Raw genomic sequence first — 24,420 nt, 5'->3', positions numbered from 1 at the left:
AGCTCGCTCAACGGTTCACTTTCTCACCCGCGGCCGACCGGGCGCCGCTTTCCGGGCCGGTGTCGCCCCTGTCCGAGCCGTGACTCGCGCGCTCTTTGTCCTGCTCGGGGCGCCGGTCCTCGTCCTCGCGCGCACCTTCGTCCTCGCGCTGCTCGTCGCTCGCGCCCTGGCCGTCGCCCCTGCCGTCCGGAGCGCCGGGGCCGGTCCCGCCGCTGCCCCCGGTACCGCCGGAGCCGTCAGGACCGGGACCGTCGGAACCGGAGCCGCCGGGGTCCGTACCGGAGCCGTCGGAACCGGAACCGGCGCCGTCAGAGTCAGAGTCGGCGGGCTCCAGCGGCGCGTCCGGGTCGACGGGCGGGCCGACCCTGCGCTTGCGCTGCGTGTACATCCGGATCCCGGCCAGCACCACCAGCAGCACGCCGCCCGCGATGACGAGCAGGACGGCCGAGGTGATGGAGGTGACGTTCACCCGGAACCGCATGGGCTTGCCGTAGGGCTTGCCGTCCTTGGTGTAGAGCTGGGCCTCGACGAACGAACGGCCGTTGGCCTTCGCCGACGTCGTGAACTTCACGGACTGGCTGTGGCCGCCGTCCACCTTCACCGGCTGGCTCTGGCCGACGTCCAGGCCGATGCGGCGGCTGGACTTCAGGCGCAGCTCCAGCCCGTCGACCTCCTGCACCAGGTTGTTCTGCACCGTGACGGGGATCGTCGCGCTGCGGCCCGAGAGGGTGATCGGGGACTTCTGGATGAGGTGGACCTTCTTCGTCAGCCCGATCAGATAGGACTGCACCGACTCGCGGTACTCGGTGCCGCCCTTGGCGTCGCCGCGCCAGGAGGTGGAGACCGCGCGGTCTATGGCGGTGCCGAAGGGGGTGACGACGCGGTCGCCGCGGGTCAGGACCTGCTTGAAGTCCTCCAGGGTGGCCTCGGTCTGCTGCACCCGCTCGTACGCCTCCGTCGGCAGCTCCTGCTTGCGCAGCGCCGAGGGGTACGAACCGGAGCCGGGGACACGGGTGTTGGCGTTCGGGTCGGGCTTGGCCTTCGCCGCGTCCGACAGGTCCTGGCCCTCGGTCCACAGCCCGCTCTGGTCCAGCGAGCTGAGCGCCGTCGCCATGGCCTGTGCCTGGGACGCGGTGGGCATCCGCTGCGGTGCGACGACGATGCTGCGCTGCTTCGTGGGCGCCTGCGCGGTGATCGCCAGCGTCTCGGCCAGGAACCGTTGCACGGCCTTCGAGGAGGCACCGGCGCGCGACATGTCCCCCGCGAACGCCTTGGAGAGGCCCGTGTCGGCGACGAGAGCGGTGTTGCCGCCCCCGATGGGCCGGGCGGCCGTGGGAGCGTAAGAGAGGGCCGTGTCGCGGATGCTGTCGCCGCGCGCGATGACGTTGTGCGCGCCCGCCGAGGTGGCCACGTCGACGATGGAGGAGTCCACCGCGCCGTCCACCGGCCAGGCGAAGTCCGTGCGGGGCCGGGTGTGCAGGATCGTCTCGACGGTGTCCGTGGCCAGCTCCGTCGCCGGGCCGAGGTTGCTGAGCGCTCCGGGGACGCTCTTGCCGCGGTGGGCGAGGGAGGCGAGGTCGGGATCGCCGAACGGGAGGGCCGCCACCTCCTCGCCCTTCACGGCGTCCTGGAGGTCCATGAGCCACTGCTTCGCGTACTCCTGGCCCTTCCCCGCCACGGTGCCGCCGTCCTCGTCCTGGACGCGGTAGCGCTTCGTCATCGCGTCGACGGTGGCGAGCAGATCGGGGTCGATGACCCAGGTGACCGGGAGGTCCTTGCCCAGCGCCACCATCTGCTGGAGCCTGCCGCCCGGCGCGAGGTCGCGGGCGAGCTTGTCGTCCCGGAAGACGGGGGTCTGCTGCTCGTCGGACTCCGTGCGCGCCGTGAGGTGGGGGGTGGAGACGAGCGGCCACAGATACGTCATCCGCGTCTTCTCGCGGGACGCCGACTCCTGCCAGGGGAGGAAGCTGCGGGTGATGCCCAGGAGCTGGTCGTAGGGCCGCTTGCTGGTCCTGCCCGTCAGCGAGACGCCCACCTGATAGACGCCGTCGCGGCTCAGCTTGAGCTGGCTGACGGGCACCTTGAGCGTGAAGGAGCGGCTGATTCCGGGCTGGAGGGTGCCCACCTTCTCCGCGCGCTTGCCGCCGATCTCGCTGCCGTCGGCGCCGGAGAGATAGCTCTCACGCTCGGCCGCCTGGCCGATGGCGCCCCGGCTGCCGAGGCTGGGGCCGATACGCAGGGCGACGCTGCCGTCCGTGATGGCCGTCTTGCTGTCGTTGGTGACGGTGCCGGTGACGGTGAGGGTGTCGCCCTTCTCCGGAGTGCTGGGCGTGAGGGTGTTCACGGACAGGTCCGCCGTGCGGGAACCGCTGCCCTCGGTGTCCGCAGAGCGCGTCGCGGGCGCCGCGGCGTGTGTGGCCGCGTGTGCGGCGGGCGCCGAGCCCGGGAGGGGCGCCAGGGCGCCCAGCACGGGCGCGGTGGCGAGGAGGGCGATCGTGGTGCGCCGCAGCCACCGGCGGAGGGGAGCGGTCGGGATGCCCTGAATCTCAGCCGCCTCGGCCACGCGCTCGTCCGTCCCGTCGTGTCGTCGTGGATAGCTCTGGAAGGTCTGGAAGCTCTGGAAGAAGGTGGGGTGCCGGTGGTTCTGAGTCCCTGATGGTAACGATGCCTCACCAGTGGAAGTGCCGCGGCTCGGTCCACATGCTGCCATCTCCCGTGAGTGCCGCCGCACACGCTCGCGCGAGGGCCGTCGTACGAGCGCGCGGGAGGCGGCAACGTACCCTGTTCTGTCGTGCCGAACGCCAAGGAAGACAGCCAGTTGACACAGCCAGTTCCCGCCGCCCAGGAGCAGCTCAGTGAGGTCCAGCACCGGGCGGTGAGCGAGCTGCTGCGGGTGTCCCCCGTGGCCGACGATCTCGCCCGCCGCTTCGAGGCGGCCGGGTTCACGCTGGCCCTGGTCGGGGGCTCGGTGCGGGACGCGCTGCTGGGGCGGCTCGGCAACGACCTGGACTTCACGACCGACGCCCGGCCCGAGGACGTGCTGCGGCTCGTGCGCCCGTGGGCGGACGCGGTCTGGGAGGTGGGCATCGCCTTCGGGACGGTCGGCCTCCGCAAGGACGCGCACGAGGGGGCTGAGGGGGCTGAGGGTGGCGCCGCGCAGAGCTTCCAGATCGAGGTGACCACCTACCGCTCCGAGGCGTACGACCGGACCTCGCGCAAGCCCGAGGTGTCCTACGGGGACTCCATCGAGGAGGACCTGGTCCGGCGCGACTTCACGGTGAACGCGATGGCCGTCGCGCTGCCCGCCAAGACGTTCATCGATCCGCACGGCGGCCTGGAGGACCTGGCGCGCAGGGAGCTGCGGACGCCGGGAGCGCCGGAGGCGTCCTTCTCGGACGACCCGCTGCGGATGATGCGCGCGGCGCGCTTCGCCGCGCAGCTCGGCTTCGAGGTGGCGGACGACGTCGTCGCCGCGATGACGGCCATGGCGGACCGCATCGGGATCGTCTCGGCCGAGCGCGTGCGTGACGAGTTCAACAAGCTCCTGCTCTCCCCCGATCCGCGCAAGGGCCTGCGGCTGCTCGTGGACACAGGGCTTGCGGAGCGCGTGATTCCGGAAATTCCCGCGCTGCGCCTGGAGCGCGACGAGCACCACCGGCACAAGGACGTCTACGAGCACTCGCTGACGGTGCTGGAGCAGGCCATGGACCTGGAGGAGGACGGGCCCGACCTGACGCTGCGGCTCGCGGCGATCCTCCACGACATCGGCAAGCCGCGCACGCGCCGCTTCGAGAAGGACGGCAGGGTCTCGTTCCACCACCACGAGGTGGTCGGCGCGAAGATGACCAAGAAGCGGATGACCGCGCTCAAGTACAGCAACGAGCTGGTGAAGGACGTCTCCCGGCTGGTGGAGCTGCACCTGCGCTTCCACGGCTACGGCACGGGCGAGTGGACGGACTCGGCCGTGCGGCGGTACGTGCGGGACGCCGGGCCCCTGCTGTCGCGGCTGCACAAGCTGACCCGGTCCGACTGCACGACGCGCAACAAGAAGAAGGCCAGTGCGCTCTCCCGCGCGTACGACGGCCTGGAGGAGCGCATCGCGCGTCTCCAGGAGCAGGAGGAACTGGACGCGATCCGCCCGGACCTGGACGGGAACGACATCATGCGGGTGCTGGGCATTTCGCCGGGGCCCGAGGTGGGGCAGGCGTACAAGCACCTGCTGGAGCTGCGTCTGGAGAACGGGCCGATGGAGCGGGACGAGGCGGTGGCCGCGCTCAAGGAGTGGTGGGCCGGACGCGAGGACAGCTTCTGACGGGTCCCGGCGGCCTCTAACGGGCCCTGGCCGGTCCTGTGGCGGGGCCTGGCTTCTGGGCCCCGACTCCGCTCCGTTTCACGTGAAACATCGCGACGGCGACCGCCGCGTACAGCACCGCCACCGTCAGCACGAGCGCCGGTGAGCGGCCGTGCGGCGGCAGCATCAGCGCGGCGACGCCCGCCGCTCCGACGAAGGCGACGTTGAAGAGCATGTCGTAGAGGGAGAAGACCCGGCCCCGGTAGGCGTCGTCCACGGAGGACTGGACGGTCGTGTCCGTCGTGATCTTCGCGCCCTGGGTGACGAGGCCGAGCACGAAGGCGGCCACCAGCATCGGAACCGGTTCGAAGGGCAGCGCCAGCGCTGGCTCCAGCACGGCGGCTATGGCCGCGCACAGCGCCAGCCACCCGAACCGGCTCACGCGCCCGACGGCCCAGGGCGTGAGGACGGCGGCCATGAAGAAGCCGAACCCGGAGACCCCCACGGCGAGCCCGAGCAGCTTCAGCCCGTCGGCGGCGGCCGTCTCCCCGGCGCCCGCTCCGGCTCCGGATCCCGCCTCGTCGATGCCACCCACCTCGTCGATGCCGTCGATCCCGTCGAGCCCCGCGGCCCCGTCGGTCCACGAGTACCGGCACAGCATCAGCACCATGACCGTCAGCGCCCCGTAGCAGAACCGCATCACCGTCATCGCGCCGAGCGCCAGCGCCGCGGTGCGCCGCTCGGTGAGGTGGCGCAGCCCCGCGATCAGGCCCCGCGCGGTACTGGAGAGTGCCTGGGCCAGCCGGGGCCGCTCCTGCCCCGGGCCCGGACCCAGCAGGTCCCGGGCCATACGGAGCGAGGCGAGCCCGGCCAGCAGATACAGCAGCGCGCCCACGAGGACGACGGACGCGTCGGCCTCCTTGCCCGCGCCCGGCGTGACGAGGCGTACGACGAAGGCGACCCCGGCGCCCGCTGTCACGGCGAGCGTGCCCGCCGTCGGCGCGAGGGAGTTGGCCATCACCAGCCGCTCCTCGTCCACGACGCGAGGAAGCGCGGCCGAGAGCCCGGCGAGGACGAAGCGGTTCACGGCCGTGACCGCGAGCGCGGAGAGGTAGAACAGCCACTCCGGCACGGGGCCCAGCATCAACGCGACCGTCCACACGGCGAGCAGCGCGCGCAGCAGATTCCCGTACAGCAGCACCTGCCGCCGTCGCCAGCGGTCCAGGAGGACGCCCGCGAAGGGGCCGAGCAGGGAGTACGGGAGGAGCAGCACCGCCATGGCCGAGGCGATGGCGGCAGGTGAGGTCTCCTTCTCCGGCGAGAAGACGACGTAGGCGGCGAGCGCGACCTGATAGACGCCGTCGGCCAGTTGGGAGAGGAGCCGCACCGCGAGCAGTCGTCGGAAGCCGGGGAAGTGCAGCAGTGTGCGGAGATCACCGACGGCGCTCATGGCCCCAGCTTCACACACGCGGCGCCGCCCCACACAGGGCGCGTGTTTCACGTGAAACATCGCCATGGGACCGGTGGCGGCGTGGTGGCGGGAGCCCGGTCTCAGCGTGCCGGGGTTCCCCAGCGGACGTAGGTGCCCTTGCCCTCGAAGTGGGCCGTGCCCGCGTGCTCGGCGCTCCGGCCCAGTGCGAACACGTCGGGTGCCCGGTCCAGGGCGCCGCCCCCGGGGTCGTCCGAGCCGTCCCTGCGCACCACGTCCCGCTCGGGCAGCAGCGCGTCGCGCACGATCACGGCGCACAGATAGAGGGTGCCGAGCAGGTGGACGAGGATCACGAGCTGGTAGCCCTCGGTGGGCAGGCCCTGGTGCTTGTCACCGCTGCCGGTGTAGGCGAGGTACATCCAGATGCCGATGAAGTACATGACCTCGCACGCCTGCCAGATGAGGAAGTCGCGCCACCGGGGACGCGCGAGCGCCGCGAGGGGGATCAGCCACAGCACGTACTGCGGCGAGTAGACCTTGTTGGTCAGGATGAAGAGGGCGATGACGAGGAAGGCGAGCTGTGCGAAGCGCGGGCGGCGCGGCGCGGCGAGCGCGAGCGCGGCGATCCCGGCGCAGCCGAGGACCATCAGGATCATCGCGTAGGCGTTGGCGTCGTCCAGGGGGTTGCCGGTGCGCTGGGAGATGATCAGCCAGATGGAGCCGAAGTCCACGGGGCGCTCCTGGCTGAAGGAGTAGAACTTCGACCAGCCCTCAGGCGCCAGCACCATCACCGGCAGGTTGACGCACGCCCAAGCCCCGAAGGCCCCGCCCAGCGCACGCGCGAACTCGCGCCAGCGGCCCGCGCGCAGGCACAGCACCAGCAGGGGGCCGAGCAGTAGCACCGGGTAGAGCTTGGCCGCTGTGGCGAGCCCGATCAGCACCCCGGCGGCCAGGGGGCGTTCGCGCGCCCACATCAGCATCGCGGCGGCGGTGAGGGCGACGGCGAGCAGGTCCCAGTTGACGGTCGCCGTGAGCGCGAAGGCGGGCGCGAGGGCGACGAGGAGACCGTCCCAGGGGCGGCGCCTGTGCGTACGGGCGACGCAGACGGCGAGCACCGCGGTGCACACCATCAGCATCCCGGCGTTGACCAGCCAGTAGAGCTGCTCCTGGTGCTGGAGGTCGCCGCCACCGGGCGTCAGCCAGGCGGCGATCTGCATGAACAACCCTGTGAGCACGGGGTATTCGAGGTAGTCCATGCCGCCCGAGACGCTCTCGGGGATGTGGTCGAAGTAGGGGATCAGCCCGTCGGCGAAGCCACGTCCCACGAAGAGGTGCGGGATGTCCGAGTAGCACGCGTGTACGTACTGGCTCGTCTGCCCGGAGAACCAACTCCCGCTGTAGCAGGGCAGCTTCTGCACCATGCCCAGCGCGTACATGCCCAGCGCCACGAGGGCGACGACCCGTACCGGCGTCCACCAGCCGGCCCCGGTGAGCGCGCGACGGCCCACGGGCCCGCCGATCAGCTCACTGGCCGCGGCGGCGGTCTCGTCCTGCTCTGTGGGGCGTACGGGAGCGGTGTCCTTGTCCGTGGGGTGCGCGCTCGTCATGGGGCACATCCTGCCGCATCATGCTGAGCGCCCGCGGAGGCACCGGTCCCGCACTCACTCGGGCGACGGGCCGCACACGGGAAACGGGCCGCACGGGCGGAAGTCCGCCCGTGCGGCCCGTTCGGGGACCGCGTGCCGCTGGTGCTCGCGGCTACTCCTCCCTGCGGGCGCTGCCGTTCTGGCCGAAGATGCTGTTGCCGTCGGTGTCGCCGGTATCGCCGGTGTCACCGCCGCTGTCACCGGCCGTGCTGCCCTGATCGGAGCCTTGGTCGGTGCCCTGATCAGTGCCCTGGTCGGTGCCCTCGTTGCCGCTGGTCTGGCCCTCGTCCTGGCAGTCCCAGGGGTACTTGCAGCTCTCGCTGGGGTCGGGCGACCCGGAGGGGGACGTCTCCGACTCGGTCGGAGTCGGGGACTTGGAGGGCTCCTCCTCCTCTTCCGTCTCGGTCGGGGTCGGGGTCGGGCTCGGGCTGGCGCCGTCGCCGTAGACCTTCTCGCCGATCGGCGCGGGCGTCGGGAAGTCCTTGACCGGCTGGCCCTTGAGGGCGTCCTTCATGTAGAGCGTCCAGATGTCGGCGGGGAAGGACGCACCGTGGATCGAGTCCTCGCCGCCCACGCCGTACATCTTCTTGAACTTCTGGACCTTGGCCTTGTCGTTGACCCGCCACATGCCGATCGCCGTCGACATCTGCGGCGTGTAGCCGGTGAACCAGGCCGACTTGTTGTCGTCCGTCGTACCCGTCTTGCCCGCCGCCGGACGGCCCAGGGCCTTGGCCTTTGAGCCGGTGCCGTCCTTGACCACGGTCTCCAGCACGTCGGTGACGTTGTCGGCGACAGCGGAGTCGAAGGCGCTCTCGGTCTTCTTCTCGTGCTTCCACTTGACGACGCCGTCCTGCTCCACCTTGTTCACGGAGTAGGGCTCGGCCTGGATACCGCTCTTCGCGAAGGTGCCGTACGCGCCCGCCATCCGGATCGCGCTCGGCGCCGAGGTGCCCAGCGAGAAGGTGGGGGTGGTGCGCGCGAGGCTGTCCTCGTTGAGGCCCGCGTCGAGCGACGCCTGCTTCACCTTGTCGATGCCGACGTCCATGCCCAGCTGGATGTAGGGCGTGTTGACGGAGAACTGCATCGCGGTGCGCAGACTGACGCGGCCCTTGTTCTCGTCACCGTCGTTGCGCTGGAGCCACTCGCCGCCGTCCTTGTCGCGCCAGGTGGTGCCGTTGTAGTTGAGCAGCTTCACCTTGTTGTTGCCGTTGTAGACACTCTTCGGCGAGACCGGGGTGCGCATGCTGGCGGGCTGCGTCTCCGGGCCCGAGGGGTCGCGCACGCCGTCGCGCATGGCTGCGGCCAGCACGAAGGGCTTGAAGGTCGAACCCACCTGGACACCGGTGTAGTCGGCGTTGTTGGTGAAGTGCGTGGTCGCGTCCTCGCCGCCGTAGATCGCGGTGATGGCACCGTCGCCAGGCTTCACCGAAGCGCCGCCGAACTGCACGTACTTGTCGACGTCGCGCTTCTCCGGGTCGATGTTCTCCTTCTTGACCTTCGCGACGGCCTTTTCCATCTGGGACGTCTGCTTCTTGTCGAACGTCGTGTGGATCTTGTAGCCGCCCTGCTTGAGCTGGCGGTCGGTGATGCCGCTCTCAGGGTTGTTGGTGATGTAGTTGTTGGCGAGGTCGACGAGGTAACCCGTCTGCCCCTTCAGCTCCATCGACTTCTTCGGCTGCTTGGGCATCGGGAACTCGGTGATCTTGGCCCGGTCCGCCTTGCTCAGCGCGCCGGTCGCCACCTCGCGGTCCAGCGTCCACTTCCAGCGCGCCTCGGCCCGCTTGGTGTTCTTCGCCGGCGTGGCCGCCGAACCGATGCCGCCCGCCGGGTCGTAGAGGTTCGGTCCGTTGACCGTCGCGGAGAGGAAGGCGGACTCGCTGGCCGTCAGGTCCTTGGAGTCCTTGCGGTAGTACGCCTGCGCCGCCGCCTGGATGCCGTACGCGCCGCGCCCGTAGTACGCGGTGTTGAGGTACCCGGCGAGGATGTCGGGCTTGTCCTCCGACCACCCCACCTTGATGGAGATGAACAGCTCCTTGGCCTTGCGCGTCAGGGTCTGCGACTGGTCCAGGTACGTGTTCTTCACGTACTGCTGGGTGATCGTCGAACCGGACTGCGTCTCGCCACCTGTGGCCATCTTGAACACGGCGCGCGCGATGCCCATGGGGTCGACGCCGCTGTCCTCGTAGAACGTCTCGTTCTCCGCGGAGATGACGGCGTTCTGCATGGACTCGGGGATCTGGGAGAGCGGCACGATCTGCCGGTTCTGCTCACCGCCGCCCGCGACGACCATCTGGCTGCCGTCGGCCCAGTAGTAGACGTTCTTCTGCTGCTGGGTCGCCTTGTTCGGGTCCGGCACCTGCACAAGGGCGAGGGCGATGCCGGAGAGGCCCACGATCAGCCCTATGAAGGCCAGGCAGGAGCCCAGCACCTGTTTCCAGGAGGGGACCCAGCGCCGGGCGCCGTACTTGTCCGAACGGGGGTAGTCGATGAACCGCTTCTTGGGCGGCTCCCCACGGCCTCGGCCGCGCCCTCCCCTGGCCGCGGCGCGTCCTCCCGCGGCGGCTCCGGCTCCGGCCCCGGCGGCCGACGCGGCGCTCGCGTTCGCGGCGCGACGGCGACCGCCCCCGCGCTGTGCCGCTTTGCGCGCTTCAGCGCGGCTGCCGTACGAGGCGGGGGAGTCCGTGTCGCCTCGCGGCGACGCGGCACGGCGGCCGGATGACGGCGGCTGCGCTGCGCGTCGGCCGCGCCCCTGCGGCGGCTTTCGACGGTGCTCGCTCATGTGGAACAGCTACTCCTCGGGCAGGCGCTCGCGCCTGAAGGTGGCAGTTGACGTCTGGTCCCCCCGAGTACGGCCGCTCCACGTTCCCGGAACCGACCGCACTGCACCCAGGACGAGGACGCTCACACGCGTCGCACGGTTCCCAGTGGTGGTCTGCACAGCGGACAGACTACGCAGCTCCAAAACCCTTCTTAACCCACATTCACCTCAATTGACTCAAGTTGCCTGCGGTGAATCAGTGATGTGTGTCCCCTCACCACGCTCCCCCTTGTCGTTCGCACGCCCCCGTCCTATCGTCGTGATGTATCGAGCCGATACATCAGCGCGACATAAAACCCCGATACATCGACGATGGACGGGGACACGGCAGTGGCTACGGAGGTGAAGGCGGACCATGAGCAGACGCTCCGGCATCCTCGAATTCGCCGTCCTCGGGCTGCTGCGCGAGTCGCCGATGCACGGCTATGAGCTGCGTAAACGGCTCAACACCTCGCTGGGCGTCTTCCGCGCCTTCAGCTACGGCTCGCTCTATCCCTGCCTCAAGACGCTGGTTCAGCAGGGGTGGTTGATCGAGGAGCCCGCGCCCCCGCAGGAAGACCCCCGCGCGGCGACGCTCGCCGGACGCCGGGCGAAGATCGTTTACCGGCTGACGGCCGAAGGCAAGGAGCACTTCGAGGAACTCCTCTCCCAGACAGGTCCTGACGCCTGGGAGGACGAGCACTTCGGCGTCCGCTTCGCGTTCTTCGGACAGACCTCGCGCGACGTACGCATGCGCGTACTGGAAGGCCGTCGCAGCCGCCTTGAGGAGCGGCTCGCGAAGATGCGCGCCTCCCTCGCCCGTACGCGCGAGCGCCTGGACGACTACACCCTCGAATTGCAGCGCCACGGCATGGAGTCCGTGGAGCGCGAGGTCCGCTGGCTCAACGAGCTGATCGAGAGCGAGCGGGCAGGGCGCGACCAGCGCGCGGACGCGCCGGACGAGCGCCAGTCAGAAGACACGGGCGGTGGGCCCCGGCACCCGGGTACGACCCCGCCGGATCCGTCCGACGACACCACCTGAGAGGCCCCGCAGACGAGCGGGACCCCATCGAGAACACACAGGGAGCAACCGGAATGGGTTCGGTTCGCGTAGCCATCGCAGGCGTGGGCAACTGCGCCGCCTCGCTGGTGCAGGGCGTCGAGTACTACAAGGACGCCGACCCGGACAGCAAGGTCCCGGGTCTCATGCACGTCCAGTTCGGCGACTACCACGTGCGCGACATCGAGTTCGTCGCCGCGTTCGACGTCGACGGCAAGAAGGTCGGCCTCGACGTCGCCGAGGCCATCGGCGCCAGCGAGAACAACACCATCAAGATCTGCGACGTGCCGCCGACCGGTGTCCAGGTCCAGCGCGGCCACACCTACGACGGCCTGGGCAAGTACTACCGCCAGACCATCGAGGAGTCCGACGCGGCGCCCGTGGACGTCGTCAAGGCGCTCAAGGACGCGCAGGTCGACGTGCTGGTCTGCTACCTCCCGGTGGGCTCCCAGGAAGCGGTCGAGTTCTACGCCCAGTGCGCCATCGACGCGGGCGTCGGCTTCGTCAACGCCCTCCCCGTGTTCATCGCGGGCACCAAGGAGTGGGCCGACAAGTTCACCGAGGCGGGCGTCCCGATCGTCGGCGACGACATCAAGTCCCAGGTGGGCGCCACCATCACGCACCGCGTCATGGCCAAGCTCTTCGAGGACCGCGGCGTCGTCCTGGACCGCACCATGCAGCTCAACGTGGGCGGCAACATGGACTTCAAGAACATGCTGGAGCGCGAGCGCCTGGAGTCCAAGAAGATCTCCAAGACGCAGGCCGTCACCTCCCAGATCCGCGACCGCGACCTGGGCGAGGACAACGTCCACATCGGCCCCTCGGACTTCGTCGCCTGGCTCGACGACCGCAAGTGGGCCTACGTCCGCCTTGAGGGCCGCGCCTTCGGCGATGTGCCGCTCAACCTGGAGTACAAGCTGGAGGTCTGGGACTCCCCCAACTCCGCCGGCGTCATCATCGACGCGCTGCGCGCCGCGAAGATCGCCAAGGACCGCGGCATCGGCGGCCCGATCCTCTCGGCCTCCTCGTACTTCATGAAGTCCCCGCCCGTGCAGTTCTACGACGACGAGGCGCGCGAGCAGGTGCAGCTCTTCATCGACGGCAAGGTCGACCGCTGACCCACGGCCGCACGGTCATACGGCCGCACGGTCACACGGCCCGACGGGCCGCATACGGAAGGACCCCCGTGAGCCTCGCGGGGGTCCTTCCGTATGCGCGCGTGACGTCACGCGCAGTGCCGTACTGCGTACTGCCGTACGCGGTCGCGTCAGCGGTCCACCGTGCGGTCCGTCATCGTCGTCGTGTGCCGCAGGATCGCGGGCAGCTCCTCGCCCACCTTCGGCTCCGGCGCGTCGTCCGGGATGAACAGGATCGACACCTGCATGTGCGGCGGCTCGGCGAACCAGCGCTGCTTGCCCGCCCAGACGAACGGCGACAGGTTCCGGTTGACCGTCGCGAGACCGGCCCGCGCCACGCCCTTGGCCCGCGAGGTCATCCCGTGCAGCGCCTTCGGCGCCTCCAGGCCCACCCCGTGCGACGTCCCGCCCGCGACCACCACGAGCCAGCCGTCACCGGCCACCTTCTGCTGGCGGTAGCCGAACCTGTCGCCCTTGGCGACCCGCGTCACGTCCAGGATCGCGCCCCGGTACTCCGTCGAGTCGTGGTCCCCCAGCCACAGCCGGGTGCCGATGCGCGCCCGGAAGTTGGTCTGCGGGAACTGCTGCTGGAGCCGCGCGAACTCGTCCGGCTTCAGATGGCTCACGAACATCGTGTCCAGCGGCAGCCGCGCCGCGCGCAGCCGGTCCATCCAGCCGATGACCTCGTCCACCGCGTCCGAGCCGTCCGCGCGGTCCAGCGGCAGATGGATCGCGAAACCCTCCAGCCGCACCTCGTCGATCGCGGCGTGCAGCTTCGGCAGGTCGGCCTCCGTGACGCCGTGCCGCTTCATGCTGCTCATCACCTCGATGACGACCCGCGCCCCGCGCATCAGCCCGACGCCCTCCACGGAGGACACCGAACGGATAGCGCGGTCGGGCAGCGGCACCGGTTCCTCGTCCTTGCGGAACGGGGTGAGCACCAGCAGGTCACCGCTGAAGAAGTCCTTCGTACGGGCCGCCTCGTAGGTCGTACCGACCGCGAGGACGTCCGAGCCGAAGCGGGTGGCCTCGTCGGCGAGCCGCTCGTGGCCGAACCCGTAGCCGTTGCCCTTGCAGACCGGGACGATCCCCGGGAACCGCTGGATCACAGACTGCTGGTGCGCCCGCCAGCGATCGGTGTCGACGTAGAGGGTGAGCGCCATGGCCGGTACGGAACCTTTCTGTTCGGGATGTGAGGGGCGGGCCCTGGGACGAGGCGGCGCGGAGGCCGGGCCTCAGCGCCGCGACATGTAGATGTCGAGCGCCTTGTGCAGCAGCTTGTTCAGGGGGAAGTCCCACTCACCGAGGTACTCGGCCGCCTGCCCGCCGGTCCCGACCTTGAACTGGATCAGGCCGAAGAGATGGTCGGTCTCGTCCAGCGAGTCGCTGATGCCGCGCAGGTCGTAGACGCTCGCGCCCAGCGCGTAGGCGTCCTGGAGCATGCGCCACTGCATCGCGTTCGACGGACGCACCTCGCGCTTGTGGTTCGCGGAGGCACCGTAGGAGTACCAGACGTGACCGCCCACGATCAGCATCGTGGCCGCCGCGATCCGCTCGCCCTCGTGCTCGGCGAAGTACAGCCGCATCCGGTTCGGGTCCTCGGAGTTGAGGACCTTCCACATGCGCTCGAAGTACGCCTTCGGACGCGGCCGGAACTTGTCGCGCTCGGCGGTGATCTCGTACAGCCGCTGCCAGTCGTCCAGATCGTCGAGCCCGCCCTGCACGACCCGCACGCCCGCCTTGTCGGCCTTCTTGATGTTGCGGCGCCACAGCTGGTTGAAGCCCTTGTGGACCTCGTCCAGCGAGCGGTTCTCCAGCGGGACCTGGAAGACGTAGCGCGGCTGCACGTCGCCGAAGCCCGCGCCGCCGTCCTCGCCCTGCTGCCAGCCCATGCGGCGCAGCTTGTCCGACACCTCGAAGGCGCGGGGCTCGATGTGCGTCGCCTCGACGTCCCGCAGCCGCGTGACCTCGGGGTCCTGGATGCCCTTCTTGATCGCGGCGGCGTCCCAGCGCCGGATCACCACGGGCGGGCCCATCTTCACCGAGAAGGCGCCCTGGTGCTTCAGATGCGCCAGCATCGGCTTCAGCCACTCCTCCAGGTTCGGCGAGAACCAGTTGATGACCGGCCCCTCCGGGAGGTACGCCAGATAGCGCTTGACCTTGGGCAACTGGCGGTACAGCACGAGTCCGGCGCCGACCAGCTCACCCGTTCTGTCGTCGAACCAGCCCAGGTTCTCCGAGCGCCATTCGCTCTTCACATCCGCCCATGCGGGCACCTGACAGTGGCTGGCCGACGGCAGGCTCTGGATGTACGCCAGATGCTGTTCACGGCTGATGGTCCTCAGGGTCAGGCTCATTGCGGGACGCTCCTCCGGCGTACTGTGTCGGGCACCCCCAGCCGAAGCTCTGGGGGAGGCTCGCCGGGAAGCCTACTGTGCCCCACACCGTCCCGTTCGGGCCGCACGCACACGGCCCGGACCGCGCGCCGCTGAGCCCGGCCCGTCGCCCAGGCGTCGGCCCGGCGTCAGCCCGGCCCGTGGGCCCCGCTCCGGCGCCTCAGCCGAAGAGCCCGCCGTGCGCCATGCCGAGATAGAAACCCACCGCGGCGGCGCCGAGCCCGATGATCAGCACGAAGCGCTCCGAAGTCGTCGCCGAGATGAACTGGCCCCAAGCGCCGGTGATGATCCCGGCCAGCCCCGTCCACGCGCTGATCACGTTCAGCCCGTGCCACATCGCCGTGACGAAGGCCACCAGGCCCAGCACGAGCGTCGCGGCGGCGAAGGTGTTCTCGACCGGGTGGGCCTTGCCGTCGGAGTTGAGGAGAGCGGAGAGAGGGTTACGCCGTACTGCCTGCGCCATGCGGACCTCCAGCGGTCGCTCCCGGGGCGGGCCCCCGGGGCCCCCGGAGCGGACGGGGCGAAGAGTAACCCCGGTCACACCCGAGAAGTCCAGATTGCGCCTACTCGGACCAGGATTTCAACCGGAAGCCGGGGGCCGGGTACTCTGGTCGGTCTGCACTGCCGTGTCCCCCCGGGACGTCCGCGCGGTGCGGTACGCATCACGACCCTCCTGCCACGGAACGACCGTGGCCGCTGAGTCCAGAGGAGGTGGGTTCCACATGCGTCACTACGAGGTGATGGTGATCCTCGACCCCGATCTCGAGGAGCGCGCAGTCTCCCCGCTGATCGAGAACTTCCTTTCCGTCGTCCGTGAGGGCGAAGGCAAGGTCGAGAAGGTCGACACCTGGGGCCGTCGTCGGCTCTCGTACGAGATCAAGAAGAAGCCCGAGGGCATCTACTCGGTCATCGACCTCCAGGCCGCGCCTGAGGTCGTCAAGGAGCTCGACCGCCAGATGAACCTGAACGAGTCGGTTCTGCGGACCAAGGTCCTCCGTCCCTCCACCCACTGAGCAGGCTTTTCGCAGCTCAGCGGTACCAGGGACCGAGTAGCAGCAAGCCACAGAAGCCACTAGCAGCCAGCAGCACCCCGCCGAGAGGTTCCCCATGGCAGGCGAGACCGTCATCACGGTCGTCGGCAATCTGGTCGACGACCCCGAGCTGCGCTTCACCCCCTCCGGTGCGGCGGTCGCGAAGTTCCGTGTCGCGTCCACTCCGCGCACCTTCGACCGGCAGACCAACGAGTGGAAGGACGGCGAGAGCCTGTTCCTGACCTGCTCGGTCTGGCGGCAGGCGGCGGAGAACGTCGCCGAGTCCCTCACCAAGGGGACGCGCGTCCTCGTGCAGGGCCGCCTCAAGCAGCGGTCGTACGAGGACCGTGAGGGCATCAAGCGCACGGTCTACGAGCTGGACGTCGACGAGGTCGGCGCCAGCCTCCGCAACGCCACGGCCAAGGTCACCAAGACCAGCGGCCGGGGCGGTCAGGGCGGCGGCTTCGGCGGCGGTGGCGGCCAGGGTGGCGGCGGCTGGGGCGGGGGCCCCGGCGGCGGCCAGCAGGGCGGCGGCGCTCCCGCGGGTGACCCGTGGGCCACGGGCGCCCCGGCCGGCGGCAACCAGGGTGGCGGCGGTGGCGGCTGGGGCGGCGGCTCCGGCGGCGGCTACTCGGACGAGCCGCCCTTCTAGTCCGTTCCACGGGCTTCGGGGCAGCGCTCGACAGCTACACACTTCTTGAAACTCACTGGAGAGAGACATGGCGAAGCCGCCTGCTCGCAAGCCTAAGAAGAAGGTTTGCGTGTTCTGCAAGGAGAAGATCTCCTACGTCGACTACAAGGACACGAACCTGCTGCGGAAGTTCATTTCCGACCGCGGCAAGATCCGTGCCCGCCGGGTCACCGGCAACTGCACCCAGCACCAGCGTGACGTCGCCACGGCCGTGAAGAACAGCCGTGAGATGGCGCTGCTGCCCTACACCTCGACCGCCCGATAAAGGGAAGGGTGACTGACCAATGAAGATCATCCTTACCCACGAGGTCTCCGGCCTCGGTGCCGCGGGCGACGTCGTCGAGGTCCGTGACGGCTACGCTCGCAACTACCTGATCCCGCGTGGCGTCGCCATCCGCTGGACCAAGGGTGGCGAGAAGGACGTCGAGCAGATCCGCCGCGCTCGCAAGATCCGCGAGATCGCGACGATCGAGCAGGCCAACGAGGTCAAGGGCCGGCTGGAGGGCGTCAACGTGCGCCTGAAGGTCCGCGCCGGCGACCAGGGCCGCCTGTTCGGCTCGGTCACCCCCGCCGACGTCGCTTCGGCGATCAAGGAAGCGGGCGGCCCCGAGGTCGACAAGCGCCGCATCGAGGTGGGCACCCCGATCAAGACCCTGGGCGCGCACCAGGTCTCGGTCCGGCTGCACGCCGACGTGGCCGCGAAGCTGGACGTCGAGGTCGTCGCGGGCTGACCAGCCCCGACGCACGCCGACCGGCACCGACGGCCCCGGCCGACGGTACGCACGTGAGGGCCGCACCCTTTTCGAAGGGTGCGGCCCTTGGCGTGTGCGGGGGCGGTACGACGGTGGTGCGGCGCTGGCGCGTACGCGACGTGGGCCCGTGCCCCGTCCGCCCTGTGAGCCCCGTCAGCCCCGTCGGTCCCGTCAGGCCCGCACCGCTCCCGTGACCACCCAGCGCCCCGAGCGCGCCCGCAGCCACAGGGTGATCATGCGCACCGTCATCATCAGCCCGGCCACCGTCCACCACAGCGCCGTCAGGCCCCCGCCCAACGCCGGGACCAGCAGCGCGACCGGTGCGAAGACGGCCAGCGTCGCCAGCATCGCCCAGGCGAGATAGGGGCCGTCACCCGCGCCCATCAGCACCCCGTCCAGGACGAAGACGACCCCCGCGACGGGCTGGGTCACCGCGACCACCAGCAGCACCGTCGTGAGCTGCGCGATCACGGCGTCGTCCGAGGTGAACAGGGGCATGAACAGCGGCCGTGCCAGCGCCACCAGCGCGCCCAGCACCACGCCCGAGGCGATCCCCCACTCGACCATGCGGCGGCAGGCGGCCCGCGCGCCCTCCGCGTCCCCGGCGCCGAGGTAGCGTCCGATGATGGCCTGGCCCGCGATGGCGATGGCGTCCAGCGCGAAGGCCAGCAGCGACCACAACGTGAGCGTGACCTGGTGCGCGGCGATCGAGGCGTCGCCGAGCCTGGCCGCGACCGCCGTGGCGATCATGAGGACGGCGCGCAGCGAGAGCGTACGGATCAGCAGCGGCGCGCCCGCCTGGGCGCAGGCGCGGATTCCGGCGGCGTCGGGGCGCAGCGAGGCGCCGTGCCTGCGGGCGCCGCGCACGACCACGACGAGGTAGACGGCGGCCATGGCGCACTGCGCGATGACCGTCCCCCAGGCGGAACCGGCGATGCCCAGGCCCAGGCCGTAGACGAGGGCGACGTTGAGGACGCCGTTCGCCGCGAAGCCGCCGATGGCCACGTACAGCGGGGTCCTGGTGTCCTGGAGCCCGCGCAGCACGCCCGTCGCGGCGAGCACGACGAGCATGGCCGGGATGCCGAGGGAGCTGATCCGCAGATAGGTGACGGCGTACGGGGTTGCGGTGTCCGAGGCGCCGAAGAGGCCGATGAGCGCGGGTGCCGTGGGCAGCACGACGGCGATGACGGCGGCGCCGAGCAGCAGCGCGAGCCAGATGCCGTCCATGCCCTGGCGGATGGCGGCGGGCAGGTCGTCGGCGCCGACGCGGCGGGCGACGGCGGCCGTCGTGGCGTAGGCGAGGAAGACGAAGATGTTGACGCCGGTCTGGAGCAGCGCCGCCGCGACGCCGAGCCCGGCCAGCTGGGGGGTGCCGAGGTGGCCGACGATCGCGCTGTCGGCCATGAGGAAGAGCGGCTCCGCGACGAGCGCGCCGAAGGCGGGGAGGGCGAGCGCGATGATCTCGCGGTCGTGGCGCCGGGCCGACGGGCGCCCGGCGCGGGGCGGCCGGTCGCGGTGCGCGCGTCGGGCGCGCCGGGTCACGGAGTGGTCGTTCATGGGTTCCGATCCAAGCATCCACAGGTAATAGTCGCAAGGCATCACTGTCTATTACGGTGATGTGGGCATGAAGGGTCGCCGGAGGCCGTGCGCGGTGATCGGGGGAAGAGTTCGGCCCGAGTCGCGAAGTTTTTTTCCCGCACAGGGGGTGGATGCCGTCTTCGCAGGTCAGAGACGGCTTTTCGGAGGGGGCGCAGACTTCTCCACAGCGCTGTCCCCCGCCTCATGCACAGCTTTGGCCAGCTTCTCCACAGGAAGAGGTCACTCGTCCACACCACCCTGTGGATAACCAGATTGGCTGACGTCAGCCACGGCCCTACCGTAGTGCAGCGCCCACCCCACGTTCCCCTCTTCTTCACCGCGGACTCGACGCGCCGTAAGCGGAGTCGGGCGCTCCATTGTCAGAGGCGTGCCGTAAGAAAGAGGGGCACTGCGGCGAGGTCCGGGCGTGCGCGATCGCCGGACAGGAGGAGGTGGCCGGGTGACTCAGCAGCCCGAACACGTCGAGGACCCCTGGATGGCCGATCTCGACGCCGACCTCGCTCCGGGGCCGGGACCAGGACCGGGCGGCGGTGGCGGAGGCCAGGGGCCCGGCGAGCGTTTCCCGTCGGCCCGGCAGCGGCGCGGCGGCGGCCAGTCCGACCGCCACGACCGCGGCATGGACGGCCCCGGCGGCCCCAGCGGCTTCGAACGCGTGCCCCCGCAGGACCTGGAGGCCGAGCAGTCCGTGCTCGGCGGCATGCTGCTGTCCAAGGACGCCATCGCCGACGTCGTCGAGGTCCTCAAGGGCCACGACTTCTACCGCCCCGCGCACGAGACCGTCTACCAGGCGATCCTCGACCTCTACGCCAAGGGCGAGCCCGCCGACCCGATCACGGTCACGGCCGAGCTGACCAAGCGCGGCGAGATCGGCCGCGTCGGCGGCCCCGGATACGTCCACTCCCTCGTCCAGACGGTCCCCACGGCGGCCAACGCGGAGTACTACGCCGAGATCGTCCACGAGCGCGCCGTCCTGCGCCGCCTGGTCGAGGCGGGCACGCGGATCACACAGATGGGGTACGCGGCCGACGGCGACGTCGACGACATCGTCAACTCCGCCCAGGCCGAGATCTACGCCGTCACCGAGCAGCGCACCTCGGAGGACTATCTTCCGCTGGGCGACATCATGGAGGGCGCGCTCGACGAGATCGAGGCGATCGGCTCGCGCAGCGGCCAGATGACGGGCGTCCCGACGGGCTTCACGGACCTGGACTCCCTCACGAACGGCCTCCACCCGGGCCAGATGATCGTCATCGCGGCCCGACCCGCCATGGGGAAGGCCCTCGCCCTGGACACTCCGCTGCCCACCCCCACCGGGTGGACCACCATGGGCGAGGTGCGGGTCGGCGATCTGCTGCTCGACGCCGACGGAAAGCCGACCCGGATCACCGCGGCCACGGACGTGCTGCGAGACCGCCCCTGCTACGAGGTGACGTTCGATGACGGCACGACCGTCATCGCCGACGCGGAGCACCAGTGGCTCACGGACACGCGTGCCTCGCGCCGCTCGGCCCAGGAGGCCGCCAGCGGGCGGCGCCGGGGGCAGACCGCCTTCCCCTCGGTGAAGACCACGCGGGAGATCGCCGAGACTCTGCGCTGCGCCACGGCGGACCGTCGGCTGAACCACTCGGTGCACAACGCGGCCCCCCTGGAACTTCCGGAGCGGGAGCTTCCCGTACCGCCGTACACGCTCGGCGCATGGCTCGGGGACGGCCACAGCGACGCCGCTCGCATCACCACCGTCGACCCCGAGATCCTCATGCGGATCGAGGCGGACGGCTTCACCACACGCCAGGTGGGCACGTCGGCGAGCTACGGCATCCGCTTCGCGGAACGGCCCACGAAGCCTGCCGAGCGGCCCTGCGCCGACTGCGGAGAGAAGTGCTGGGTCACGGTCTCCCCGCCGCGCTGCCAGGCGTGCCTGCGGCGGAATGGAAGCCTCCAGGCGACCCTTCGCACCATGGGCGTGCTGGGGGACAAGCACATCCCGCAGGAGTATCTGCGCGGCTCCCTCGCCCAGCGCCGCGCCCTGCTCGCCGGGCTGATGGACACGGACGGTACCGCCGACCGGTCGGGGTACGTCAGCTTCGCCGTGACCAGCCGACGGCTGGCCGAGGACTTCCGGGAACTTCTCGTCAGCCTCGGCTACCGCTGCGGCTGGTCCACGCGGCAGGTGAAGGGGAGGTCAGAGGAGACCTCCGCGCTGTACGCGGTCACCTTCACCACGTCCGACGAGGTCTTCCACCTGGAGCGCAAGCGCCTCGCTCACAAGGAGCACGGCCGGGACAACCACCCGCGCACCGGCTCCCGCTTCATCACGGACGTGCGGCCACTGCCGAGCGTGCCCGTCCGCTGTGTCCAGGTCGACAACCCGGGCCACCTGTACCTGGCCACGCGGTCGATGATCCCGACCCACAACAGCACGCTTGCCCTGGATTTTGCCCGTGCCTGCTCCATCAAGCACAACATGCCCAGCGTCATCTTCTCCCTGGAGATGGGCCGCAACGAGATCGCCATGCGGCTGCTCTCGGCGGAGGCGCGGGTGGCGCTGCACCACATGCGGTCCGGGTCGATGACGGACGAGGACTGGACGCGGCTGGCGCGGCAGATGCCCGGGGTCACGGACTCGCCGCTCTACATCGACGACTCGCCGAACCTGTCGATGATGGAGATCCGCGCCAAGTGCCGCCGTCTGAAGCAGCGCAACGATCTCCAGCTCATCGTCATCGACTATCTCCAGCTCATGCAGACGGGCGGCTCCCGGCGCCCCGAGAGCCGTCAGCAGGAGGTCTCGGAGATGTCCCGTAACCTCAAGCTGCTCGCGAAGGAGCTGGAGGTTCCGGTGATCGCGCTCTCACAGCTCAACCGTGGGCCCGAGCAGCGCACCGACAAGAAGCCGATGGTCTCCGACCTGCGTGAATCGGGTTGTGTCACGGCGGGTACGCGTGTCCTGCGCGCGGACACCGGTGCCGAGGTGACGATGGGTGAGCTGCTGGAGAGCGGCGAGCGCGATATCCCGGTCTGGTCCCTGGACGAGCGGCTCCGGATGGTCAAAAGGACCATGACACACGTCTTTCCCAGCGGTCGGAAGGAGGTCTTCCGGCTGCGGTTGGCCTCGGGCCGGGAAATCGAGGCGACGGCCAATCACCCGTTCCTGACGTATGACGGCTGGACCCCGTTGGGGGAGCTGGCCGAAGGCTCGCGGGTCGCGGTGCCGCGCCGTACGGATGCTCCCACCGAGACCGTGCGCCTCCCGGAAGCGGAAGTCGTCATGCTGGCGCACATGCTGGGCGACGGCTGTGTGGCCCCGCGTCAGCCTGTGCGCTACACCAGCAACGACGAGGCCAATCTTCGCGCGGTGGAGGAGGCCGCGGCCCACTTCGGTATCACGCCGAGGCGGAGCCAGCAGGAGACGTGGTGGCACGTCTGTCTGCCCGCGCCTCATCACCTCACCCACGGCCGCCGGAATCCCGTCGCGGAATGGCTGGACGGCATGGGGCTGTACGGGAAGCGCGCGCACGAGAAGTTCCTGCCGGAGCGGGTGCAGGGCCTGCCCGACGATCAGGTACGGCTGTTCCTGCGGCACTTGTGGGCGACGGACGGCTCGGTGACCGTTGCCAAGTCCGGTGCGGTGCGGGTGTATTACGCGACGACGAGTGAGCGGCTCGCCCGGGATCTCCAGCAGTTGATGCTGCGGGTGGACATCCGGGCCCGCGTCCGGCGCGTGGGCAACACGGCGGGCAGGCCCCAGTGGACGGTGGACGTGTCCGGCGTGGAGGACCAGCGGCGCTTCCTGTCCGAGGTCGGGGTGCACGGCGATCGCGCCCGGCATGTGATCGCCGCCGAGGAGCGGCTGCGCGACGTGGTGGCGAACACCAACGTCGACACGGTGCCGAAGGACGTGTGGGGCGCGGTGCGGGAGCTGATGCGCGAGAAGCCGGTGACCACACGGGCTTTCCAGGCCGGTCTCGGTACGCGGTACTGCGGTGCGGCTCTCTACAAGGGGTCACCGAGCCGGGGCCGTCTCGGCCGGGTCGCGGAACTTCTGGAGAACCAGGAGCTGGAGCTTCTGGCGACGAGCGACGTCTACTGGGACAAGGTCGTCGCCATCGAGAGCCTGGGCGAGCAGGAGGTCTACGACGCGACCGTCCTCGGCACGCACAACTTCGTCGCGAACGGCATCCACATCCACAATTCCATCGAGCAGGACGCCGACATGGTGATCCTGCTGCACCGTGAGGACGCGTACGAGAAGGAGTCGCCCCGTGCGGGCGAGGCGGACCTGATCGTGGCCAAGCACCGCAACGGCCCGACGGCCACGATCACGGTCGCCTTCCAGGGCCACTACTCCCGCTTTGTGGACATGGCCCAGACGTGACGGGGCCGCTGTAGGTTCTCAGGTTTCGTGTCGGACCGTTGCACCGCCCCACCACGTGATGTGCCGGTAACCCAGGGGGGGGGGCACGGACAGTCAGCGGAACAGGCGGAAGAACCCGCGCACCTGCTTGACCAGCGACTCCGGCTGCTCCAGCGCGGCGAAGTGGCCACCATGCGGCAGCTCCTCGAACCAGCGCAGGTCGGTGAACCGCAGCTCGGCCTCCCGCCTCGACGGGCGGGTGATGTCGCGCGGGTAGACCGACAGCCCGGACGGCGCGGTCACCTTGTCCCGGAAGTTGGCGAAGCTCTCCCAGTACAGGCGCGCCGACGACGTGGCCGACGCGGTGAACCAATAGACCGAGATCTCGTCGAGGATCGTCTGCCGCGACAACGCGTCCTCGGGATGGCCGTCGTTGTCCGTCCACGCCCAGAACTTCTCGGCGATCCAGGCGGCCTGCCCCGCCGGGGAGTCGGTGAGGCCGTAGCCGAGCGTCTGCGGCCGGGTCGCCTGGATCGCCGAGTACCCCCGGCCGGTGCGCCGCATCTCCTTCTCGGCCTCGAGATTCGCCAGCTCAGCGGGCGTCGGGTCGTCGAACGTGCCCGCCGCCACGGATCCCAGGTTCAGGTGCACGCCGGCGACCCGCTCGGGTGCCACCTCGCCCAGCGCCGCGGACACCGCCGAACCCCAGTCACCGCCCTGCGCGCCGTACCGTTCGTAACCCAGCGAGACCATCAACGTGTCCCAGGCGCGCGCGGTGAGAGTGATGCCCCATCCGGTCGTCGACGGCTTGTCGCTCCAGCCGTACCCGGGCAACGACGGCGCGACCACGTGGAACGCGTCGGCCGGGTCACCGCCGTGCGCGCGCGGGTCGGTGAGCGGGCCGAGGACCTCCAGGAACTCGAGCACCGAACCCGGCCACCCGTGCGTGAGCACGAGCGGGAACGCGTCCGGCTCCGGCGAGCGGACGTGCAGGAAGTGGATGCCCAGCCCGTCGATCGTGTCGCGGTACTGCGGGAACGCGTTCAGCCGCTCGGCGAACCCGAAGTCGTAGTCCTCGGCCCAGCTGCGGCACAGCTCCCGCGCATACGCCAGCGGCAGACCCTGTGACCAGTCGTCCACAGGCTCGCGCTCGGGCCACCGTGTCCGTCGCAATCGTTCACGCAGGTCCGCGATCTCGGCTTCGGTGATGCTGACCTCGAACGGCTCGGCGGACATGG

Annotated in this window: 17 protein-coding genes; 8 read left to right on the top strand and 9 right to left on the bottom strand. The window is 70.1% G+C overall.

What is annotated here, in order from left to right; translation table 11 throughout:
- Nucleotides 1–7: 7 nt before the first annotated feature.
- Nucleotides 8–2,563, bottom strand: a complete 2,556-nt coding sequence (locus tag ACYVOO_RS01390) for a DUF6049 family protein (RefSeq protein WP_461013823.1) — start codon at nucleotides 2,561–2,563, stop codon at nucleotides 8–10.
- A 228-nt stretch (nucleotides 2,564–2,791) separates the two neighbouring features.
- Here ACYVOO_RS01390 and ACYVOO_RS01385 point away from each other — a divergent pair, with 228 nt between their 5' ends.
- Nucleotides 2,792–4,312 (top strand): CCA tRNA nucleotidyltransferase, encoded by a 1,521-nt coding sequence (locus ACYVOO_RS01385; protein WP_461013822.1) that lies wholly within the window; start codon nucleotides 2,792–2,794, stop codon nucleotides 4,310–4,312.
- A 16-nt stretch (nucleotides 4,313–4,328) separates the two neighbouring features.
- On the opposite strand, the gene ACYVOO_RS01380 is transcribed toward ACYVOO_RS01385, so the two are convergent.
- From ACYVOO_RS01380 to ACYVOO_RS01370, 3 genes are all read right to left on the bottom strand, one after another.
- A complete protein-coding gene (locus tag ACYVOO_RS01380) occupies nucleotides 4,329–5,741 on the bottom strand; it encodes an MFS transporter (protein WP_461013821.1) in 1,413 nt (470 codons plus the stop codon).
- Nucleotides 5,742–5,842: 101 nt separating this feature from the next.
- A complete protein-coding gene (locus ACYVOO_RS01375) occupies nucleotides 5,843–7,327 on the bottom strand; it encodes a glycosyltransferase family 87 protein (protein WP_461013820.1) in 1,485 nt (494 codons plus the stop codon).
- 151 nt (nucleotides 7,328–7,478) lie between these two features.
- Nucleotides 7,479–10,145: a transglycosylase domain-containing protein gene (locus tag ACYVOO_RS01370; RefSeq protein WP_461013819.1), complete on the bottom strand. Its 2,667-nt coding sequence runs from the start codon at nucleotides 10,143–10,145 to the stop codon at nucleotides 7,479–7,481.
- 394 nt (nucleotides 10,146–10,539) lie between these two features.
- Here ACYVOO_RS01370 and ACYVOO_RS01365 point away from each other — a divergent pair, with 394 nt between their 5' ends.
- Both ACYVOO_RS01365 and ACYVOO_RS01360 read left to right on the top strand, forming a co-directional pair.
- Complete coding sequence (locus ACYVOO_RS01365; RefSeq protein ID WP_453344276.1) at nucleotides 10,540–11,205, top strand: PadR family transcriptional regulator; 666 nt, start codon at nucleotides 10,540–10,542, stop codon at nucleotides 11,203–11,205.
- A gap of 53 nt (nucleotides 11,206–11,258) precedes the next feature.
- On the top strand, nucleotides 11,259–12,341 hold the full coding sequence (locus ACYVOO_RS01360; protein WP_461013818.1) for an inositol-3-phosphate synthase: 1,083 nt from the start codon (nucleotides 11,259–11,261) through the stop codon (nucleotides 12,339–12,341).
- Nucleotides 12,342–12,490: 149 nt separating this feature from the next.
- Here ACYVOO_RS01360 and ACYVOO_RS01355 read toward each other — a convergent pair whose 3' ends face one another.
- The 3 genes from ACYVOO_RS01355 to ACYVOO_RS01345 all read right to left on the bottom strand — a co-directional run bounded on the left by ACYVOO_RS01355 (nucleotide 12,491) and on the right by ACYVOO_RS01345 (nucleotide 15,218).
- Complete coding sequence (locus tag ACYVOO_RS01355; protein WP_453344278.1) at nucleotides 12,491–13,522, bottom strand: alanine racemase; 1,032 nt, start codon at nucleotides 13,520–13,522, stop codon at nucleotides 12,491–12,493.
- 72 nt (nucleotides 13,523–13,594) lie between these two features.
- Nucleotides 13,595–14,716 carry a lipid II:glycine glycyltransferase FemX gene (locus ACYVOO_RS01350; RefSeq protein WP_453344279.1) on the bottom strand — a complete coding sequence of 374 codons (1,122 nt, stop codon included), beginning with the start codon at nucleotides 14,714–14,716 and terminating at the stop codon, nucleotides 13,595–13,597.
- Nucleotides 14,717–14,915: 199 nt separating this feature from the next.
- Nucleotides 14,916–15,218 (bottom strand): hypothetical protein, encoded by a 303-nt coding sequence (locus tag ACYVOO_RS01345; RefSeq protein WP_453344280.1) that lies wholly within the window; start codon nucleotides 15,216–15,218, stop codon nucleotides 14,916–14,918.
- Between the two features lie 259 nt (nucleotides 15,219–15,477).
- Here ACYVOO_RS01345 and rpsF point away from each other — a divergent pair, with 259 nt between their 5' ends.
- The 4 genes from rpsF (at nucleotide 15,478) to rplI (ending at nucleotide 17,208) form a co-directional block, all read left to right on the top strand.
- The gene (gene rpsF / locus ACYVOO_RS01340) at nucleotides 15,478–15,768 is read left to right on the top strand and encodes a 30S ribosomal protein S6 (protein WP_453344281.1); all 291 of its coding nucleotides are present in this window, start codon (nucleotides 15,478–15,480) and stop codon (nucleotides 15,766–15,768) included.
- A 94-nt stretch (nucleotides 15,769–15,862) separates the two neighbouring features.
- On the top strand, nucleotides 15,863–16,438 hold the full coding sequence (locus ACYVOO_RS01335) for a single-stranded DNA-binding protein (RefSeq protein ID WP_453344282.1): 576 nt from the start codon (nucleotides 15,863–15,865) through the stop codon (nucleotides 16,436–16,438).
- Nucleotides 16,439–16,505: 67 nt separating this feature from the next.
- Entirely contained in the window at nucleotides 16,506–16,742 is a 237-nt protein-coding gene (rpsR, locus tag ACYVOO_RS01330; RefSeq protein WP_003978893.1) for a 30S ribosomal protein S18, read from the top strand.
- Between the two features lie 19 nt (nucleotides 16,743–16,761).
- Complete coding sequence (rplI, locus tag ACYVOO_RS01325; RefSeq protein ID WP_453344283.1) at nucleotides 16,762–17,208, top strand: 50S ribosomal protein L9; 447 nt, start codon at nucleotides 16,762–16,764, stop codon at nucleotides 17,206–17,208.
- A gap of 192 nt (nucleotides 17,209–17,400) precedes the next feature.
- Here the strand turns inward: rplI and ACYVOO_RS01320 are convergent, their stop codons facing one another.
- Nucleotides 17,401–18,786 (bottom strand): MATE family efflux transporter, encoded by a 1,386-nt coding sequence (locus ACYVOO_RS01320; RefSeq protein ID WP_461013817.1) that lies wholly within the window; start codon nucleotides 18,784–18,786, stop codon nucleotides 17,401–17,403.
- Nucleotides 18,787–19,303: 517 nt separating this feature from the next.
- Between ACYVOO_RS01320 and ACYVOO_RS01315 the strand changes: the two genes are divergently transcribed.
- The gene (locus ACYVOO_RS01315; protein ID WP_461013858.1) at nucleotides 19,304–23,203 is read left to right on the top strand and encodes a replicative DNA helicase; all 3,900 of its coding nucleotides are present in this window, start codon (nucleotides 19,304–19,306) and stop codon (nucleotides 23,201–23,203) included.
- Between the two features lie 93 nt (nucleotides 23,204–23,296).
- Here the strand turns inward: ACYVOO_RS01315 and ACYVOO_RS01310 are convergent, their stop codons facing one another.
- Nucleotides 23,297–24,418, bottom strand: a complete 1,122-nt coding sequence (locus ACYVOO_RS01310; RefSeq protein WP_461013816.1) for an epoxide hydrolase family protein — start codon at nucleotides 24,416–24,418, stop codon at nucleotides 23,297–23,299.
- Nucleotides 24,419–24,420: the final 2 nt, after the last annotated feature.

The organism is Streptomyces daliensis, assembly GCF_054782395.1.
Note: the sequence above shows the minus strand (reverse complement) of the source record. Positions and strands in the feature narration are given on the sequence as shown.